We start from the raw sequence: 15,912 nt of genomic DNA on the forward strand, positions 1-15,912 counted from the left end.
TCCGGACTTAAACAATTGCAGGAGTATAACCAGCTTGCTTGGGGCCACGCCTCAGAAACCGTGACGGTTGTCACACTTGGCCGTATTGTTGGCCATGACGCAGCCATCGATCGAGTAGCGGGCTGACGTGGGTCGGCCAGCGCTCGAGCAATGCCTGGGCGGCATCCCGCACGGCGGGCAGCAAATCGGCATCGCGCATCAGGTCGGCGACCTTGAATTGAAGTAAACCTGTCTGCCGGGTGCCGAGCATTTCGCCGGGGCCGCGCAGTTCCAGATCCTTTTCGGCGATGACGAAACCATCGTTGGTTTCACGCATGATGCCCAGGCGCTGGCGGCCGATCTGCGACAGCGGCGGATGGTAGAGCAGCACGCAATGGCTGACGGCGCTGCCCCGGCCGACGCGGCCGCGCAACTGGTGCAATTGCGCCAGACCCAGGCGTTCAGGATTCTCGATGATCATCAGGCTGGCGTTGGGCACGTCCACGCCGACTTCGATCACCGTGGTCGCGACCAGCAATTGCAGGTTGCCGGCCTTGAATTCGGCCATCACCGCGGCTTTTTCCGCAGGCTTCATGCGGCCGTGGATCAGCCCGACCTTCAGTTCGCCGAGGGCGGCGGTGAGGTCCTCAAAAGTGGTTTCCGCTGCCTGGCAGGTCAGCTCTTCCGACTCTTCAATCAGCGTGCACACCCAATAGGCCTGACGCCCTTCGGCGCAAGCGCTGCGCACTCGCTCGATGACTTCGATCCGTCGGGTGTCGGTGATCAGCACGGTGTTGACCGGGGTTCGGCCGGGGGGCAGTTCGTCGAGGATCGAGGTGTCGAGGTCGGCGTAGGCACTCATGGCCAGCGTGCGCGGAATCGGCGTGGCGGTCATGATCAGCTGATGCGGGCACATGCGCCCGCCGACGCCTTTCTGCCGCAGGGCCAGACGCTGCTGTACGCCGAAACGGTGCTGTTCGTCGATGATCACCAGTGCCAGGTTCTTGAATTGCACTTCGTCCTGGAACAGCGCGTGGGTGCCGACCACCATCGGCGTGCCGCTGGCGATTTGCTCCAGCGCGGCGACGCGGTTCTTGCCCTTGAGCTTGCCGGCCAGCCACGCAACTTCGATGCCCAGCGGTTCGAGCCAGCGCTTGAAGGTGATGAAGTGCTGCTCGGCGAGAATCTCGGTGGGCGCCATCAGCGCGACCTGATAACCGGCCTCCAGCGCTTGCAGTGCGGCAAGGGCGGCGACCACGGTTTTGCCGGCGCCGACATCGCCCTGGATCAGCCGCAGCATCGGTTCGTGCTGGCTGAGGTCATAGGCGATTTCGTTGCCAACCCGCTGCTGGGCACCGGTCGGGCTGAAGCCGAGGTTGGCCAGGTATTTGGCTGGCAGCTTCGTTGCCTTGGGCATCGCTGGAGCACGCAGGGCGCGCATGCTTTCTCGCAGGCGCTGTTGCGACAGTTGATGGGTCAGCAGTTCTTCGAAAGCCAGACGGTGCTGCGCCCAGTGGTGACCGAGGGCCAGTTCATCGACGTCGGCATCGGCGGGCGGGTTGTGCAGGTAGCGGATCGCATCGGCCAGCGGTGCCAGTTGGTAGTCGCGGGCCAGTTCGCTCGGCAGCCAGTCGGGCAGGCTGCTGGGGCCGAGCAGGGTGAGGGTCTGCATGCACAACTGGCGCAAGCGCTGTTGGGTCAGGCCTTCGGTGAGCGGGTAGACCGGGGTCAGGGTTTCATCCACCGGCGGCGGTTCGTCGCCGGTGATGGCGCGGTATTCCGGGTGGTAGATCTCCAGCCCCGAAGCACCAGGCCGTGCCTCGCCGTAACAACGAATCCGCGTGCCGCGTTTGAGGCCTTCCTTTTGCGCGTTGCTGAAATGGTAGAAGCGCAGGCTCAAGCCCCCGGTGCCATCCTGCAACCGGACTACCAGGCTGCGCCGACGCCCCATGACCACATCGGCACCGCTGACAGTGCCTTCGATGACCGCATCCTGACCGGGCCGCAGTGCGCCGATTGGCACCACGCGAGTGCGGTCCTGATAACGCAGGGGCAGGTGAAACAACACGTCCTGGAGGTTTTCCAGGCCGACCTTGGCCAGTTTCTCGGCCATGGCTTCACCGACACCCTTGAGTGCCGTCACCGACACTTGCGACAACTCGTTCATGACCGTTGCTTAGCCCGCAGCGACTTGCGCCGCTGGCTTGGCGACCGAGCACAGGCGAATGGAGTCAGCGAGGATTTCAATCGCTTTCGGGCGCGGGAAACTGGCGCGCCAGGCAATGGCCACGGTGCGGAACGGTACGGGTGCCGACAACGGACGCACCTCGATCACGCCGGGGGCGTAGTGATGGCTGTCGACCGCCGACAACGGCAGGATCGAAATCCCGAGACCCGAGGCGACCATGTGGCGAATGGTTTCCAGGGAGCTGGATTCCACGGTGGTGTGCTTGGCGCCGTCGTTGCCTTTGGTCAGGGTCGGGCAGGCTTCCAATACCTGATCGCGGAAGCAGTGGCCTTCGCCGAGCAGCAACAGGCTCTTGTCATTGAGCAGGCTGGCGTCGATGGATTCCTTTTGTGTCCACGGGTGCTGCGCCGGCATCAGCACGTAGAACGGCTCGTCGTAGAGCTGCAGGGTCAACACGTCGGCTTCATTGAACGGCAGGGCGATGATGATCGCGTCGAGCTCGCCGTTGCGCAGTTTGTCGCGCAGCACGTGGGTGAAGTTTTCTTCGATGTACAACGGCATCTGCGGGGCGACCCGGTGCAGTTGTGGAATCAGATGCGGAAACAGGTACGGCCCGACGGTGTAGATCGCGCCGACTTTGAGTGGGGCGGTCAGCTGGTTCTTGCCGGCCTGGGCCAGTTCGCGGATGCCTTGGGCTTGTTCCAATACCTTTTGGGCCTGGGCCACGATGCCTTCGCCGACCGGCGTCAGGCGCACGGCGCTTTTGCTGCGCTCGAAAATCAGCACACCGAGTTCGTCTTCAAGCTTTTTCACACCCACCGACAGGGTCGGCTGGCTGACGTGGCAACGCTCGGCCGCGTGGCCGAAGTGCTGCTCTTGGGCGAGGGTAACGATGTAGCGTAATTCTGTGAGGGTCATAGCAAGCGTCCATGTAGTTGCGGGCCAAGCATACCGGCTGCAATCGATAGACGCACGTTATCAGACTGAGTGTGTCGAGTGACACCGGGTAATCCCAGTTTGCCGCTGGCAGATATGCAAAAGGCACCTTTCGGTGCCTTTTGGGCTTGGAACGCGAGCTTCCTGCTGGCAGAAATCTCTGTGGGAGCGAGCTTGCTCGCGATGAGGGCCCAGCATTCGACATCTGCGTTGAATGTTAGACCGCTATCGCGAGCAAGCTCGCTCCCACAGGGGCAGTACTGTTTTAACGGCGGCGTTTTTCCAGCGAATAAACAAACGGTGCAACGATTTCGATGGAGCCATTGGTCAGCATGTCGGCCGGTGGCTTGGGCAGCGGTTGGGCGCGACGGATCATTTCCAGAGTGGCCCGGTCCAGATCGGCAGTGCCCGAGGCTCCTACCAGCTCAAACGACAACACATTGCCTTCGGCATCCACGACGAAGCGCAGACGGTTCATGCCTTCCTTGCCCCGCGCCTGGGCACTTGCAGGATACTTTTTGTACTTCTGCAGGTGTGCCAACAGCGTGCCTTGCCAACTGGCCTTGGCTGCCAATTGAGCAGGCGATGGGCCCGGCGCAGGCTGGGCGGATTTCTCCGTTGGTGCCTGAGTCTGTTGCGTTTCGGCAGGCTTTTCCTCGGCCGGTTTTTCCTTCGGCGGTTCGGGTTTTTTCTCTACCGGCTTGGGTGGCTGCGGCTTTGGCTTTGGCTTGACGGGCTTGGGCACGGCAATTTCAGCTTTCGGCGCTTCAGCGAGCTTGGGTATCGGCAGTTCTTCAACCGGAGCCGGTGGCTGCGGCGGGGTGACGACCTTCGGCGGAGCAGGCGGTGGCGGGGCAGGAACCGGTGCCAGTTCGACCATCATTGCCTGAGGGGGCAATTCGATGGGCGGACGGGCGGACCAGTTCAACGCCAGCGCGATGGCCAGCGCGTGAACGCCCAGCACCACCGCCAGGCTACCGCTGTAACGCATCAGCTTATGGCGCGTCGTGATCATTTCTTGGCTGCCGTCTCGAGTCCGACCAGACCTACCTTCAGGTAACCGGCGGAACGCAGGTTGTCCATCACGCTCATCAGATCGCCGTAATCCACGCCTTTGTCGGCCTGGAAGAAGATTGTCGTGTCTTTCTTGCCCTGGGTCTTGGCGTCGAGGGTGGCGCCGAGTGCTTCGGCCTTCACTTCGTCTTCACCAAGGAACAGGCGCTGGTCAGCCTTGACGCTGAGGAACACCGGTTTCTCTGGCCGCGGAGCCGGCTTGGCGGTCGAGGCGGGCAGGTCGACCTTGATGTCCACGGTGGCCAGCGGGGCCGCCACCATGAAAATGATCAACAGCACCAACATCACGTCAATGAACGGCGTAACGTTGATTTCGTGGTTTTCGGACAGATCGTCGTCTGCCCCTTCTTTCAAATGCAGGCCCATGGCCGATTACCCCACTTTCACCATGTGCGGTTGCGAGCTGCGCTCAGGCTGGTGGTCGAGGTCGCGGCTGACCAGCAGCAGGACCTGTGCCGACGCGTCGGACACCTGAGCCTTGTAACCGGCGATGGAGCGGGCAAAGACGTTGTAGATCACGACCGCAGGGATAGCTGCAACCAGGCCCAGCGCGGTAGCCAGCAGGGCTTCGGCGATACCGGGGGCGACGACGGCGAGGTTGGTGGTCTGGGTCTTGGCGATGCCGATGAAGCTGTTCATGATGCCCCACACGGTACCGAACAGGCCGACGAACGGCGCGGTGGAACCGATGGTGGCCAGCACGCCGGTGCCGCTGCTCATGTTGCGACCGCAGGCCGCGACCAGGCGCTCAAGACGGAAGCTGACGCGTTCCTTGATGCCTTCTTTCTCGCGGCTGTTGACCGACAGGCGCATCTCTTCAAGGGCGTCATGTACCAGCAGGTTGGCCAGGGTGCCTTCCTTCGCCGCGGTGGCGCTGGCTTCCTTGAGGGAGGCGGATTTTTTCAGTTGGGCGATTTCACCGCGCAGACGACGCTTGGCGCCCATCAGCTCAAGGCCCTTGGCGATCCAGATGGTCCAGGTGATGATCGAGGCGATGGCCAGGCCGATCATCACGATTTTCACGATGATGTCGGCATTCTTGTACATGCCCCACGGCGACAGGTCGTGGGCCATGCCCAGGGTGTTGTCGGCTTCGAGGACTTCAGGGACGTCTTCGCCCAACGCTTCTGTCGGTGCGGCCTGGGCAGGATCGGTCGCGACCGGAGCAACGGCCGGGGCGGCGTGATCGGCCGGAGCAGGCGCGGTGGCGGCTGGTGTGGCTGGCGCCTGGGCATCGGCGAAAGCGGCGACTGGCGCGAGCATCAGGCTGAAGAACAGGGCGGCCACCGCGCTCCAGGCGCGAGGTCGTTTGGTTGGCGAAGCGGAGAGTTGATTGCGTGTCATGCTGGCCGGACCTGAGAGAAAAAACGGGTGATGTTCTTCCAAGCCTCGAAGGCCGAGAACAAAAGTGGGGAGGCATTATTGCAAGTAATTCTTGTTAACAGAAGTAATAGCGTCTCTTTTTTTCCTGCATTACTAGCCGCCTGTCTGTTGCCGGCGCTAGTCTGTGGCTTTCCGATGGGAGTTTTCTGATGTCTGCGCCTACTGTTTTGATCGCCGGCTGCGGTGATGTCGGCAGCCGCCTGGCCACGCAATTGCTGGCGGCGGGGTGGGAGGTCCATGGCCTGCGACGCGACGTTTCACGCCTGCCCAAGGGCGTCATCGGCGTGGCCGGTGACCTGTTCAACAAAGACTGCCCGGACACTTGGCCAATCGGCGCCGTGGATTACCTGGTGTATTGTGCGGCGGCCACAGATCACGACGAAGCCGGTTACCGCGCTGCGTATGTTCAGGGGCTGGAGCATGTGCTGGAGTGGCTGGACGACTACGGGCAGATGCCCAATCGCCTGTTGTTCGTTTCCAGCAGCAGTGTCTACGGTCAGCAGAATGGCGAATGGGTCGACGAGGCTTCACCGGCCGTGGCGGCGGGCTACTCCGGACGTGTGATGCTCGAAGCCGAGCAACTTGCCCTCAAGAGCGGCATTCCGGCCAGTATCGTGCGCCTGACCGGCATTTACGGTCCCGGCCGTGAATGGCTGCTGACCCAGGTGCGCCGGGGTTATCGCGTGGCGGTCGAGCCACCGTTGTATGCCAATCGGATTCATGCCGACGATGCCGCAGGGTTGATCGCGTGCCTGCTTGAGGCGGATCGGCGTGGGGTGGCGCTGGATGATGTCTACATCGGCGTCGATGATGCGCCGGCAGCGCTGGCCGATGTGGTGGGCTGGTTGCGCGAATATCTGGGTGTGACCGAATGGGCCGATGACGACAGCGTGCGTCGCACTGGCAGCAAGCGCTGCAGTAATGCGCGGGCCAAAGCGTTGGGCTGGACGCCGAAGTATCCGAGTTTTCGCGAGGGGTATGCGGCGATCATTGAAGGGCGCTGCTGACTTCCAGGCACCGTAAACACCTGTGGGAGCGAGCTTGCTCGCGATGGCGGCATAACAGTCAACGATAATGTTGGATGTTATGGCCTCATCGCGAGCAAGCTCGCTCCCACAGTGTTTCGTGGTGCTTTCAAGGGACGCTTATTGCTTCTCCAGCAACCACTTGCGATCACCCGGCGTGTATTGAGGCATCTCGTCCGCCTGCGCCGTGTTCACGGTCTGGAAAATCTCCAGCTCTTTGCCCTTGCGCGCAAAGATCCAGGCGTTGCCCTGGCCATTGAGTTGCAGCCACATGTTGTCATTGCCGCCGCTCATGGATGCGCAATCGCCGGCCAGGCACAACGCATAACGGTCGCTGCCCGGCAGGCCGGTCACCTGGCCGTCGGCCTGGAATTGAACCGTGTTGCCTTCGCCCGGGCCGTTGACGATTGTCCAGCCGCCGCCCATGTAGGCTGAATACAGGGCGCGTTCGAAGGTGGCACCCATCGGTGCGCCATCCGGTACCTGGATCTGTACGCGGTCGAAGACTTGCTCAGGCTCATTGTCGCTGGCGGACTGGCTCAGTTGTTTGCCGTCACGCTTCAGTTCACTGGCCGAGCTGCCATAAAAGTCGACTTTCCAGGCGCCGGACTCTTCACCCAGCAGCTTGCCATCGACATTTTCAAAACCGTTGGTGTAGCGGGCCTGACCGGCCTTGGTGTTGATGTCCCATTCCAGGTTCGGGCCATAGGCCTGGAGCGCTTCACGCAGGGGGACGCCTTTGGCGGCAGCATCGATCGCCACCTGGTTGATCCAGGTGCCGCTGATGTCACGGTCGGCAGGGTTGCTGGCACATCCGCCCAGGAACAGGGCAAGCAGCGAGAGAACAAGCGCGTTGCGCATGGTGGAATCCTTTCAAGCTTTCTTTACAGCAGAGCAGTCGGCGCAGCCCGAGGCTGCGCCGTACGCATTACTCGATGACCAGGATGGCATCCATTTCGACCTGCGAACCCTTTGGCAGGGCGGCTACGCCGATGGCGGCGCGTGCAGGGTAAGGCTGGTCGAAGTACTTGCCCATGATCTCGTTGACCTTGGCGAAGTGGCTCAGGTCGGTGAGGAAGATGTTCAGCTTGACGATGTCCTTAAACGAACCGCCGGCAGCTTCAGCCACGGCCTTGAGGTTCTCGAATACCTGGACGGTCTGGGCTTCGAAGCCTTCAACCAGTTCCATGGTTTTTGGGTCCAGGGGAATCTGACCCGACATGTAAACGGTGTTGCCAGCCTTGATCGCCTGGGAGTAAGTACCGATGGCGGCCGGGGCCTTGTCGCTGGTGATAACAGTCTTGGTCATGTAGGACTCCTTGTAATTAGGGGCTTAGGCGCGCATGCGGGTGATGCGAATCACCCCGGTCAAGGCGCGCAGTTTCTTGATCACGCGGGCCAGGTGCACGCGGTCGTGCACGCTGACCACCAACTGGACCACGCTGATGCGACCATCGCGTTCATCCATGCTGATTTTCTCGATGTTGCCGTCGGCGGCGTTGACGCTGCTGGCCAGCAGGGCGATCAGGCCGCGCTGGTGCTCCAGCTCGACGCGCAGCTCGACGTTGAATTCGCCGGTGACATCCTTGGCCCACGAGAGCTGGATGCATTTTTCCGGGTTGTGGCGGATTTCGCTGATATTGCGGCAGTTGTCCAGGTGCACGACCATGCCCTTGCCGGCGGACAGGTGGCCGACAATCGGGTCGCCCGGGATCGGAGTGCAACACTTGGCGTAGCTGAGCACCAGGCCTTCGGTGCCGCGAATCGCCAGCGGGCCTTCAGGGCTTGGCAACTGTTCGCCTTCGCCCAGCAACCGGCGGGCCACTACATAGGCCATGCGATTGCCCAAGCCGATATCTTCCAGCAGGTCTTCGATCAGTTCCAGGCGGTACTCGACCAGCATGGCCTTGACGCGCTCGGCCGGGATTTTCTCCAGCGAGCTGTCGAAGCCGTTGAGGACCTTGTTCAGCAGGCGCTCGCCGAGGCTGATGGATTCGGAGCGGCGTTGCAGCTTCAGTGCGTGGCGTATGTGTGTGCGCGCCTTGCCGGTGACCACGAAGTTGAGCCAGGCCGGGTTCGGCCGTGCGCCGGGAGCGCTGACGATCTCGACCGTGGAGCCGCTTTGCAGCGGTTCGGACAACGGCGCGAGTCGACGGTTGATCCGGCAGGCGATGCAGCTGTTGCCGACGTCGGTGTGCACCGCGTAAGCGAAGTCGACCGCCGTGGAGCCTTTGGGCAGCTCCATGATCCGGCCTTTGGGCGTGAACACGTAGACCTCGTCCGGGAACAGGTCGATCTTCACGCTTTCGATGAATTCCAGCGAGTTGCCGGCGCGTTGCTGCATTTCCAGCACGCCCTTGACCCACTGGCGGGCGCGGGCATGGGTGCCTTTTGGCTGCTCGTCGCCGCTGGATTTGTACAGCCAATGGGCGGCGATGCCGTTGTTGGCCATCTCTTCCATTTCACGGGTTCGGATCTGGATCTCGATCGGAACACCGTGCATGCCGAATAGCGTGGTGTGCAGTGACTGATAGCCGTTGGCCTTGGGGATCGCGATGTAATCCTTGAAGCGCCCCGGCAATGGTTTATATAAGTTATGTACAGCGCCCAGCACGCGGTAGCAGGTATCGACCTTGTCGACGATGATCCGGAACGCGTAGACGTCCATGATCTCGTTGAAGGCCCGACGCTTGCCGCGCATTTTCTTGTAGATGCCGTAGAGGTGTTTCTGGCGACCGCTGACCTCGCCCTGGATGCCATCGATGGCCAGGCAGTGGCTTAGGGATTCTTCGATCTTGTTGACGATTTCCTTGCGGTTGCCCCGGGCGCGTTTGACGGCCTGGTAGATCCGCGCGGAACGCATCGGGTGCATGGCCTTGAAACCGAGGTCTTCGAACTCTATGCGGATGGCGTGCATGCCCAGCCGGTTGGCGATGGGCGCATAGATTTCCAGGGTTTCCTTGGCGATGCGCCGGCGTTTTTCGCCGGACAGCACTTCCAGCGTGCGCATGTTGTGCAGGCGGTCGGCCAGCTTGACCAGGATCACGCGAATGTCGCGAGCCATGGCCATGGCCATTTTCTGGAAGTTTTCGGCTTGGGCCTCGGCCTTGGTCTCGAAATTCATCTGGGTCAGTTTGCTGACCCCGTCGACGAGTTCGGCCACGGTTTCGCCGAACTGCGCTTGCAGCGCTTCCTTGGCAATACCGGTGTCTTCGATCACGTCATGCAGCATCGCGGCCATCAGGCTCTGATGGTCCATGTGCATGTCGGCAAGAATATTCGCAACCGCGAGTGGGTGCGTGACGTACGCCTCGCCGCTACGGCGGCGTTGGCCGTCGTGGGCTTGTTCGGCGTAGAAATACGCCCGGCGGACCAGGTTGACCTGGTCCTTGCCGAGGTAGGTCGATAAGCGATCGGCGAGGGCGTCTATGCTCGGCATGATGTCTCCTGCCGTAAGCTTTTATCCCGCGCCGTGCTACGTCGACCAGGCATAGGCTTAGACGGCCTCGTTGGACTCGTCCTCGAATGCAGCAAAAAGCGGTTCATCTTCAACGATTTCGGCTTCGGCGATAGCTGCGTAGTCGATCAGGCCTTCAGCGATTTCGCGCAGGGCAACGACGGTAGGCTTGTCGTTTTCCCATGCTACTTTCGGCTCTTTGCCGCCGGTGGCCAGTTGACGGGCACGCTTGGTAGAGAGCATGACCAGCTCAAAGCGGTTATCCACGTGTTCTAGGCAGTCTTCAACGGTTACGCGGGCCATGGTCTTCCTCGTAGCAAATGCAATATGCGCGCTGCCCGGATGGGCGAGCGGACTCGACAGTTTAAAAAATCACCAGCGTTTAGGGAAGCGCTGATTTTTTGACCAAGCCCTTCAACGCGCTGCAAGTACCAATGTAAAGCCCTTGCAGCGGTTTTGGGAAGAGCTGATTAACCGAGCAATTCAGCCAGCAATTTGCCGTGACGCTGTTGCTGACGCTTTTGAATCAGCTGATTGGCGCGGAAAATCGCCTTCAGATCGTGCAGCGCGTGGGCGAAATCGTCGTTGATGATCAGGTAGTCGTAGTCGACGTAGTGGCTCATTTCGCTGACGGCTTCGCGCATCCGGCCGTCAATGACTTCGTCACTGTCCTGGCCACGATTGGTCAGGCGCTGGTGCAGGGCCTGCAATGACGGCGGCAGAATGAAGATCGAGCGGGCCTGAGGCATCAGCTTGCGCACTTGCTCGGCACCTTGCCAGTCGATTTCCAGAATCAGGTCGTGGCCTTCGTCCAGGGTTTGCTGCAGGTGGCTTTGCGAGGTGCCGTAGAGGTTGCCGAACACTTCGGCGCGCTCGAGGAAGTCCCCGTGCTCGATCATCTTCACGAACTCGCTGCGGTCGACGAAGTGATAGTTCACGCCATTCACTTCACCGGGGCGCATGGCGCGGGTGGTGTGGGAGACCGAGACGCGGATCTCCGGATTTGCGTCGGTCAAAGCCTTGACCAGACTGCTCTTGCCCGCGCCCGAAGGAGCGGAAATGATGTACAGGGTGCCGGTGCTGTGTGTCATGTCGGGGTAGCCTTACTCAATATTCTGCACTTGTTCGCGCATCTGCTCGATCAACACCTTGAGGTTGACCGCAGCCTGGGTGCTGCGCGGGTCGAAGGCTTTGGAGCCCAGTGTATTGGCTTCGCGGTTGAGTTCCTGCATCAGGAAGTCCAGGCGCCGACCGGCGGCACCGCCGGATTTGAGCACCCGGCGAACTTCGATGATGTGAGTGCTCAGGCGATCCAGTTCTTCGGCGACGTCACTTTTTTGCGCGAGCATGACCATTTCCTGCTCCAGGCGCTGCGGATCCATCTCGGCCTTCATGTCGGCGAAACGGTCGAGGACTTTCTGGCGCTGGGTGGCGAGCATTTGCGGGACCAGTTCGCGCAAGGTCACCACGTCTTCTTCGATGGCGCTCAGGCGCTCGTTGATCAGCCGCGCCAGCTCCGCGCCTTCGCGCTCGCGGCCGGCCTTCAGCTCCTTGAGGCCCTGATTGAACAGTGCCAGCGCTTCGGCGTTCAAGGCTTGCGGGTCGGTGGCGTCGCCTACCAGTACGCCGGGCCAGGCAAGGACTTCCAGCGGGTTCAGCGCTGCCGGGTTCTTGATCAGGCTGGCGATGGTCTCTGCGGCGGCGACCAGTTGCGCGGCGCGCTCCTGATCGATTTGCAGCGCTTTGCCGGTGTTTTCTTCGGTGAAGCGCAGGGTGCATTCAAGCTTGCCCCGCGATACACCCTGGCGCAGGGCTTCACGAACAGCGCCCTCGAGGTCGCGAAAGGACTCCGGCAGGCGCAGGTGGGGTTCCAGGTAGCGGCTGTTGACCGAGCGCAGTTCCCAGCTCAGGGTGCCCTGGACGCCGGCTTTCTCGACGCGGGCGAAGGCGGTCATGCTGTGCACCATGGAGGTACCTCGCAAGGCAGATCGGCACAGAACCGAGGTTCCGGGAATCCGATATCAATGAATTAAAGCCGACTGGCAGCAAAGGCGCAGGATTGTAGCGCAGTGGCGCGGATGCGCCCAAACACACAGTGTGACAAAGAGCGGCAGGCCTGCACCGGCGCGCGGTACAGAGCCCTCGGTCGTCGGCGGATTTTTTTAGAAGTGCCCAGTGGCGGCCGTCGGCTCTATAATGCTCCGCAGTTTTCCGTCCCCAGTACAGGTACTCCCTATGATACGTCCAAGTGGTCGCGCTGCCGATCAGCTCCGCTCGATCCGCATCACCCGCAACTACACCAAGCACGCCGAGGGTTCTGTGCTGGTCGAGTTCGGTGATACCAAGGTCATCTGCACCGTCAGCGTTGAACCGGGCGTACCGCGTTTCCTGAAAGGCCAGGGCCAGGGTTGGCTGACCGCCGAGTACGGCATGCTGCCGCGCGCTACCGGAGAGCGTAACCAGCGTGAAGCCAGCCGTGGCAAGCAAGGCGGCCGCACCCTGGAAATCCAGCGTCTGATCGGTCGCTCCCTGCGCGCTGCGCTGGACATGTCCAAGCTGGGTGACGTCACCCTGTACGTCGACTGCGATGTGATCCAGGCCGATGGCGGCACCCGCACGGCTTCGATTACCGGTTCCATGGTTGCGCTGATCGATGCCTTGAAAGTGATCAAGAAGCGTGGCGGCCTGAAAGGCGGCGACCCGGTCAAGCAGATGATCGCTGCGGTTTCCGTGGGCATGTACAAGGGTGAGCCGGTGCTCGACCTCGATTACCTGGAAGACTCGGCCGCCGAGACTGACCTGAACGTGGTAATGACCAGCGCTGGCGGCTTCATCGAAGTCCAGGGCACTGCCGAAGGCGCGCCGTTCCAGCCTGAAGAGCTGAACGCCATGCTCGAGCTGGCCAAGAAAGGCATGAACGAGATCTTCGAACTGCAAAAGGCCGCCCTGGCCGACTGACCGGGCTGCTCCAGACAAGGAGGACACTATGAGTGACGAGCAACTGCCGCTGCCCACGCCGAGCCAAGAGGCGCGTCAGTGGGCCATGTTTTGCCACTTGTCCGCCTTGCTGGGGATCTGGATTCCGTTCGGTACGATCATCGGCCCGCTGATTCTCTGGCAGATCAAGCGCGAGATGGACCCGTTCATCGATGCCCAGGGCAAGGAAGCGCTGAACTTTCAGATAACCGTGGCGATCGCCTCGGCTATCTGCTTCTTGCTGATGCTGGTGATTATCGGGTTCTTCCTGTTTGGCCTGATCGCGATCGGTGCGCTGGTGCTAACGATCATTGCCGGGGTGAAGGCCAATGAAGGGCAGCCTTATCGGTATCCGTTCACATGGCGGTTGATCAAGTAAGCCAAGACACTGCTGTTGTTTGACGCACACTTCAGCGTAATTCAAAACAAATGCCCCGACATGTCGGGGCATTTGTTTTTTTGCAATCAGATTAATCTCTATTATTGCGTGCTTGGTCGCTCGCTATTCAAACTAAGTTAATTCGTGCGCATAATATTTTTTACACGTTTAGACACAAACTGCAAAGCTCAGTGCCGCTTGTATGCTTGGCAATTGGACTTGGCGGTTGATAAGGTTGCCCCGAGTAATATTTATCAAGAAATATTTCGATATATTCAGACCATTGACGGCTCCTGAATCTAATACCAATCAGTGTTGAGATCCATCAACCTGTTCAAGAGGCGTGTCCAGGTAAAAAGTTCGCCCCTGAATATATAAGCAAGAATATCCAGAATGCTTCAGCTCGATTTTTATGGAACATTAGTAGCAGCCTCTTTAGTACTTTTGCTGGGGCGCGGACTTGTCACGCGTGTCGGTTTTTTACGCGCCTACAATATCCCCGAACCTGTAGCGGGTGGCCTGGTGGTTGCCTTGGTTCTCCTGGCTTTGCGCGGCTTTGATGTTGAGGTCCGGTTCGACACTTCATTGCAGACACCCTTGATGTTGGCGTTTTTCGCCACCATTGGCTTGAGTGCAGATTTCGCCAGCCTGAAGAAGGGCGGGCGGGTGGTGGGTGTTTTCATACTGGCGGTCACCGGGTTTTTACTGGTCCAGAATGCCATGGGTATCGGTCTTGCGAGTCTCTTGGGGCTCGATCCCTTGATGGGCCTGCTGACAGGCTCGGTTACGTTGGCCGGCGGTCACGGTACGGGTGCTGCATGGGGGGCTACGTTCAGTGAGAAGTACGGTCTGGCATCTGCCTCCGAGCTTGCGATGGCCTCTGCGACGTTTGGATTGGTGCTGGGCGGATTGATCGGTGGGCCAGTTGCTCGCCACCTCATCAAGCGCGTACAAGTACCCGGCTGCGTTGATCAAGAAAAACCACGGGTGCCAAAAGGCTTTGAACAGCCAAACAAAGAGCGCTCGATCACACCCTTTTCGTTTATCGAGACGCTCGCGCTGATCGCCGTCAGCCTGCTGGCAGGTACTCTTCTGAGCGAGATGCTCCACGGAAGCGCATTCGAGTTGCCGACGTTCGTTTGTGTCTTGTTCGTGGGTGTACTTTTGCGAAACGGGCTTTCAGCGCTTGGCTTGTATCAAGTGTTTGAGCGTGAAGTCTCCGTGCTTGGGAATGTCAGCTTGTCGCTGTTTCTGGCAATTGCTCTCATGTCACTCAAGCTCTGGGATCTGGCCGCATTGGCTTTGCCGATCTTCATCATCCTGGCGGCGCAAACGCTGGTCATGGCGCTGTTTGCGATTTTCGTGACGTTCAGGGTCATGGGTAGTAACTACGATGCGGCTGTACTGGCGGCAGGACACTGCGGTTTTGGACTGGGGGCCACGCCAACTGCCATCGCTAACATGCAAGCGGTGACGCAGCGCTACGGGCCTTCGCAGATAGCGTTCCTGGTGGTGCCCATGGTGGGCGCTTTCTTCATCGACATCATTAATGTCATTGTGATCAAGTTGTATCTCGCTCTGCCGTTTTTCGCCGCGGCTTGAAGTTCTGGTCGATGGGAACCTCTGGATAGAGTGCATAAAAAAATGCCCGTATCTTGCGATACGGGCATTTTTTCGACCATCCGTCATACTGCTCAGTGAAAAATCACTTAGATCGTCAGCGTCCAGTCGTAGTCCACGATCAGCGGCGCGTGTTGCGAGAACCGCGGCTGGCGTGGCAGGCGTGCGCTGCGTACGAAGCGGCGCAGGCCAGGGGTCAGCAACTGATAGTCGAAGCGCCAACCGAGGTTGAGCATCTCCGCCTGTTCGTTGTCCGGCCACCAGCTGTACTGGTCGCCTTCCCGGCTGACTTCCCGCAGGGCGTCGACATAACCCATGTTGCCGACAATCTCGTCCATCCAGGCACGTTCAGGTGCCAGGAAGCCCGGAGATTGCTGGCTGTCGCGCCAGTTCTTGATGTCGAGCTTCTGCTGCGCCACGTACAGCGAGCCACAATAAATGTACTCGCGGCGTTTGCGCCGCTGCTTGTCCAGGTACTTGCCGAAGTCGTCCATGAGCTTGAACTTCTGGTTCAAATCCTCATCGCCGTTCATCCCCGAAGGAAGCAGCAAGGTGGCAATACTGACTTTGTCGAAATCTGCTTGCAGGTAGCGCCCGTAGCGGTCGGCCGTCTCGAAACCGAGACCGCTGATGACAGCCTTCGGTTGCAGCCGCGAATACAAAGCCACGCCACCTTGGGCGGGGACTTCAGCATCGCAGGCATAAAGGAAGTAGCCATCCAGTTGGAAGGCTGGGTCATCCAGTTCAAAGGCGGAGGCACGGGTGTCCTGCAGGCAGATGACGTCGGCATTCTGTGCTTGCAGCCAACTGAGCAAACCACGCTCGACTGCAGCCTGAATACCATTGACGTTCACACTGATGATCCGCATAAATGGCCCCAAAAATCGCGTGCGTG

16 protein-coding genes are annotated in these 15,912 nt (G+C 60.3%); 4 read left to right on the top strand and 12 right to left on the bottom strand.

Features of this window, described 5'->3' with window-relative positions:
* Positions 1-70: 70 nt before the first annotated feature.
* The 5 genes from recG to exbB form a co-directional block, all read right to left on the bottom strand.
* Entirely contained in the window at positions 71-2,146 is a 2,076-nt protein-coding gene (recG, locus tag AC1RDQ_RS04765) for an ATP-dependent DNA helicase RecG (RefSeq protein WP_492586550.1), read from the bottom strand.
* A gap of 9 nt (positions 2,147-2,155) precedes the next feature.
* Positions 2,156-3,085, bottom strand: coding sequence for a hydrogen peroxide-inducible genes activator (locus tag AC1RDQ_RS04770; protein ID WP_008047093.1), 930 nt, complete (start codon positions 3,083-3,085; stop codon positions 2,156-2,158).
* Between the two features lie 283 nt (positions 3,086-3,368).
* A complete protein-coding gene (locus AC1RDQ_RS04775; RefSeq protein WP_492586552.1) occupies positions 3,369-4,118 on the bottom strand; it encodes an energy transducer TonB family protein in 750 nt (249 codons plus the stop codon).
* On the bottom strand, positions 4,115-4,543 hold the full coding sequence (gene exbD, locus AC1RDQ_RS04780) for a TonB system transport protein ExbD (protein WP_007989589.1): 429 nt from the start codon (positions 4,541-4,543) through the stop codon (positions 4,115-4,117). Before exbD ends, AC1RDQ_RS04775 begins: the two co-directional genes overlap by 4 nt.
* 6 nt (positions 4,544-4,549) lie before the next feature.
* Entirely contained in the window at positions 4,550-5,521 is a 972-nt protein-coding gene (gene exbB, locus AC1RDQ_RS04785; protein ID WP_090452168.1) for a tonB-system energizer ExbB, read from the bottom strand.
* 188 nt (positions 5,522-5,709) lie between these two features.
* On the opposite strand from exbB, the gene AC1RDQ_RS04790 reads away from it, so the two are divergent.
* The gene (locus AC1RDQ_RS04790) at positions 5,710-6,567 is read left to right on the top strand and encodes an SDR family oxidoreductase (protein WP_150812725.1); all 858 of its coding nucleotides are present in this window, start codon (positions 5,710-5,712) and stop codon (positions 6,565-6,567) included.
* Positions 6,568-6,705: 138 nt separating this feature from the next.
* Here the strand turns inward: AC1RDQ_RS04790 and AC1RDQ_RS04795 are convergent, their stop codons facing one another.
* From AC1RDQ_RS04795 to AC1RDQ_RS04820, 6 genes are all read right to left on the bottom strand, one after another.
* Complete coding sequence (locus tag AC1RDQ_RS04795) at positions 6,706-7,446, bottom strand: hypothetical protein (RefSeq protein ID WP_057712738.1); 741 nt, start codon at positions 7,444-7,446, stop codon at positions 6,706-6,708.
* A gap of 67 nt (positions 7,447-7,513) precedes the next feature.
* Positions 7,514-7,894, bottom strand: a complete 381-nt coding sequence (locus AC1RDQ_RS04800; RefSeq protein ID WP_003229509.1) for a RidA family protein — start codon at positions 7,892-7,894, stop codon at positions 7,514-7,516.
* 24 nt (positions 7,895-7,918) lie between these two features.
* A complete protein-coding gene (gene spoT, locus AC1RDQ_RS04805; protein ID WP_008047084.1) occupies positions 7,919-10,024 on the bottom strand; it encodes a bifunctional GTP diphosphokinase/guanosine-3',5'-bis pyrophosphate 3'-pyrophosphohydrolase in 2,106 nt (701 codons plus the stop codon).
* Between the two features lie 57 nt (positions 10,025-10,081).
* Complete coding sequence (gene rpoZ, locus AC1RDQ_RS04810; protein ID WP_007921129.1) at positions 10,082-10,345, bottom strand: DNA-directed RNA polymerase subunit omega; 264 nt, start codon at positions 10,343-10,345, stop codon at positions 10,082-10,084.
* Positions 10,346-10,512: 167 nt separating this feature from the next.
* A complete protein-coding gene (gene gmk / locus AC1RDQ_RS04815) occupies positions 10,513-11,133 on the bottom strand; it encodes a guanylate kinase (protein WP_046038947.1) in 621 nt (206 codons plus the stop codon).
* A gap of 12 nt (positions 11,134-11,145) precedes the next feature.
* Entirely contained in the window at positions 11,146-12,009 is an 864-nt protein-coding gene (locus AC1RDQ_RS04820; protein WP_057712739.1) for a YicC/YloC family endoribonuclease, read from the bottom strand.
* A 268-nt stretch (positions 12,010-12,277) separates the two neighbouring features.
* On the opposite strand from AC1RDQ_RS04820, the gene rph reads away from it, so the two are divergent.
* From rph to gltS, 3 genes are all read left to right on the top strand, one after another.
* Entirely contained in the window at positions 12,278-13,000 is a 723-nt protein-coding gene (gene rph / locus AC1RDQ_RS04825; RefSeq protein ID WP_007989575.1) for a ribonuclease PH, read from the top strand.
* Between the two features lie 28 nt (positions 13,001-13,028).
* Positions 13,029-13,397, top strand: coding sequence for a DUF4870 domain-containing protein (locus AC1RDQ_RS04830; RefSeq protein WP_057712740.1), 369 nt, complete (start codon positions 13,029-13,031; stop codon positions 13,395-13,397).
* 393 nt (positions 13,398-13,790) lie between these two features.
* A complete protein-coding gene (gene gltS, locus AC1RDQ_RS04835; protein ID WP_492586554.1) occupies positions 13,791-14,999 on the top strand; it encodes a sodium/glutamate symporter in 1,209 nt (402 codons plus the stop codon).
* 107 nt (positions 15,000-15,106) lie between these two features.
* On the opposite strand, the gene crc is transcribed toward gltS, so the two are convergent.
* Positions 15,107-15,886: a catabolite repression control protein Crc gene (gene crc, locus AC1RDQ_RS04840; RefSeq protein WP_003229491.1), complete on the bottom strand. Its 780-nt coding sequence runs from the start codon at positions 15,884-15,886 to the stop codon at positions 15,107-15,109.
* Positions 15,887-15,912: the final 26 nt, after the last annotated feature.

Source organism: Pseudomonas sp. GW823-FHT02E01, from assembly GCF_058797535.1.

Excerpts from the sequence above, each read along its gene's own strand:
- AC1RDQ_RS04795 (WP_057712738.1), bottom strand. The coding sequence starts at position 7,446 with ATGCGCAACGCGCTTGTTCTCTCGCTGCTTGCCCTGTTCCTGGGCGGA.
- recG (WP_492586550.1), bottom strand. The coding sequence starts at position 2,146 with ATGAACGAGTTGTCGCAAGTGTCGGTGACGGCACTCAAGGGTGTCGGT.
- rph (WP_007989575.1), top strand. The coding sequence starts at position 12,278 with ATGATACGTCCAAGTGGTCGCGCTGCCGATCAGCTCCGCTCGATCCGC.
- exbD (WP_007989589.1), bottom strand. The coding sequence starts at position 4,543 with ATGGGCCTGCATTTGAAAGAAGGGGCAGACGACGATCTGTCCGAAAAC.
- exbB (WP_090452168.1), bottom strand. The coding sequence starts at position 5,521 with ATGACACGCAATCAACTCTCCGCTTCGCCAACCAAACGACCTCGCGCC.
- AC1RDQ_RS04790 (WP_150812725.1), top strand. The coding sequence starts at position 5,710 with ATGTCTGCGCCTACTGTTTTGATCGCCGGCTGCGGTGATGTCGGCAGC.
- crc (WP_003229491.1), bottom strand. The coding sequence starts at position 15,886 with ATGCGGATCATCAGTGTGAACGTCAATGGTATTCAGGCTGCAGTCGAG.
- AC1RDQ_RS04820 (WP_057712739.1), bottom strand. The coding sequence starts at position 12,009 with ATGGTGCACAGCATGACCGCCTTCGCCCGCGTCGAGAAAGCCGGCGTC.
- rpoZ (WP_007921129.1), bottom strand. The coding sequence starts at position 10,345 with ATGGCCCGCGTAACCGTTGAAGACTGCCTAGAACACGTGGATAACCGC.
- spoT (WP_008047084.1), bottom strand. The coding sequence starts at position 10,024 with ATGCCGAGCATAGACGCCCTCGCCGATCGCTTATCGACCTACCTCGGC.
- AC1RDQ_RS04775 (WP_492586552.1), bottom strand. The coding sequence starts at position 4,118 with ATGATCACGACGCGCCATAAGCTGATGCGTTACAGCGGTAGCCTGGCG.
- AC1RDQ_RS04830 (WP_057712740.1), top strand. The coding sequence starts at position 13,029 with ATGAGTGACGAGCAACTGCCGCTGCCCACGCCGAGCCAAGAGGCGCGT.
- AC1RDQ_RS04770 (WP_008047093.1), bottom strand. The coding sequence starts at position 3,085 with ATGACCCTCACAGAATTACGCTACATCGTTACCCTCGCCCAAGAGCAG.
- AC1RDQ_RS04800 (WP_003229509.1), bottom strand. The coding sequence starts at position 7,894 with ATGACCAAGACTGTTATCACCAGCGACAAGGCCCCGGCCGCCATCGGT.
- gmk (WP_046038947.1), bottom strand. The coding sequence starts at position 11,133 with ATGACACACAGCACCGGCACCCTGTACATCATTTCCGCTCCTTCGGGC.
- gltS (WP_492586554.1), top strand. The coding sequence starts at position 13,791 with ATGCTTCAGCTCGATTTTTATGGAACATTAGTAGCAGCCTCTTTAGTA.